The 1,287-nt window shown below is 48.9% G+C and carries 9 tRNA genes and 1 rRNA gene; all 10 read right to left on the bottom strand.

Annotation, left to right across the window (positions count from 1 at the left end):
• Positions 1 to 206: 206 nt before the first annotated feature.
• The 10 genes from M3234_RS28665 to rrf all read right to left on the bottom strand — a co-directional run bounded on the left by M3234_RS28665 (position 207) and on the right by rrf (position 1,277).
• Positions 207 to 282 (bottom strand) — tRNA-Ala (locus M3234_RS28665).
• An 8-nt stretch (positions 283 to 290) separates the two neighbouring features.
• A tRNA-Pro gene (locus tag M3234_RS28660) sits at positions 291 to 367 on the bottom strand.
• A gap of 16 nt (positions 368 to 383) precedes the next feature.
• Positions 384 to 460: transfer RNA gene (locus M3234_RS28655), tRNA-Arg, on the bottom strand.
• A gap of 14 nt (positions 461 to 474) precedes the next feature.
• A tRNA-Leu gene (locus M3234_RS28650) sits at positions 475 to 563 on the bottom strand.
• 7 nt (positions 564 to 570) lie between these two features.
• A tRNA-Gly gene (locus M3234_RS28645) sits at positions 571 to 645 on the bottom strand.
• 10 nt (positions 646 to 655) lie between these two features.
• Positions 656 to 740 (bottom strand) — tRNA-Leu (locus M3234_RS28640).
• A gap of 9 nt (positions 741 to 749) precedes the next feature.
• Positions 750 to 825 (bottom strand) — tRNA-Lys (locus tag M3234_RS28635).
• Positions 826 to 830: 5 nt separating this feature from the next.
• Positions 831 to 906 (bottom strand) — tRNA-Thr (locus M3234_RS28630).
• 168 nt (positions 907 to 1,074) lie between these two features.
• Positions 1,075 to 1,150: transfer RNA gene (locus tag M3234_RS28625), tRNA-Val, on the bottom strand.
• Between the two features lie 10 nt (positions 1,151 to 1,160).
• Positions 1,161 to 1,277 (bottom strand): 5S ribosomal RNA (gene rrf, locus M3234_RS28620).
• Positions 1,278 to 1,287: the final 10 nt, after the last annotated feature.

Raw genomic sequence — 1,287 nt, 5'->3', positions numbered from 1 at the left:
CGTCCTGAGCCAGGATCAAACTCTCCAATAAAGTTGAGTTGATTAGCTCATAAAGTTACGTTGGCTTCATTTCGAAAGAAATGAATGTTTATTGTTGACGTTTTTGTTTGTTTAGTTTTCAAAGAACAATCACGTTCGCTTGCAAAAGCGACTTTTATATATTAACAATATTTAAATCTAATGTCAATATATTTTTCAAAAAAAGTTGGTGGAGCCTAGCGGGATCGAACCGCTGACCTCCTGCGTGCAAAGCAGGCGCTCTCCCAGCTGAGCTAAGGCCCCAAATTAAATGGTCGGGAAAACAGGATTCGAACCTGCGACCCCTTGGTCCCAAACCAAGTGCTCTACCAAGCTGAGCTATTTCCCGAAAGAATGAAATAATATGGCGCGCCCGACAGGAGTCGAACCCATAACCTTCTGATCCGTAGTCAGACGCTCTATCCAATTGAGCTACGGGCGCATATACAAATTCAATGGTGCCGAGGACCGGAATCGAACCGGTACGGTAGTCACCTACCGCAGGATTTTAAGTCCTGTGCGTCTGCCAGTTCCGCCACCCCGGCAAATAAATGGAGCGGAAGACGGGATTCGAACCCGCGACCCCCACCTTGGCAAGGTGGTGTTCTACCACTGAACTACTTCCGCATGAATAAAATGGTGCGGGTGAAGGGAGTCGAACCCCCACGCCTTGCGGCGCCAGATCCTAAGTCTGGTGCGTCTGCCAATTCCGCCACACCCGCATATTCAAATGGTGAGCCATGAAGGACTCGAACCTTCGACCCTCTGATTAAAAGTCAGATGCTCTACCGACTGAGCTAATGGCTCGTTAATGGTGCCGGCTAAAGGACTTGAACCCTCAACCTACTGATTACAAGTCAGTTGCTCTACCAATTGAGCTAAGCCGGCATAATAAAAGTTATAAAATTAAATCATGCGCTCGCACTCTGTTGACGTCATCCCGACCTCAGAAAGCTTATGCAAGCAGCAGCTCGGTCGGTATGCTGTAGCATACTCATGGCGCTTATTCGGCCGTGCTCTACCAATTGAGCTAAGCCGGCATGATAAAAATATTTATGGTGGAGGATGACGGGATCGAACCGCCGACCCTCTGCTTGTAAGGCAGATGCTCTCCCAGCTGAGCTAATCCTCCATATGAAACCGCCCGGCAACGTCCTACTCTCACAGGGGCTTTCGCCCCAACTACCATCGGCGCTGAGAAGCTTAACTTCCGTGTTCGGGATGGGAACGGGTGTGACCTTCTCGCCATTGTTACCGGACTATTTATTT

Source organism: Neobacillus niacini (genome assembly GCF_023715785.1).
Classification (GTDB): domain Bacteria; phylum Bacillota; class Bacilli; order Bacillales; family Cytobacillaceae; genus Neobacillus; species Neobacillus niacini_E.
This window is presented reverse-complemented; position numbering and strand designations above follow the sequence as displayed.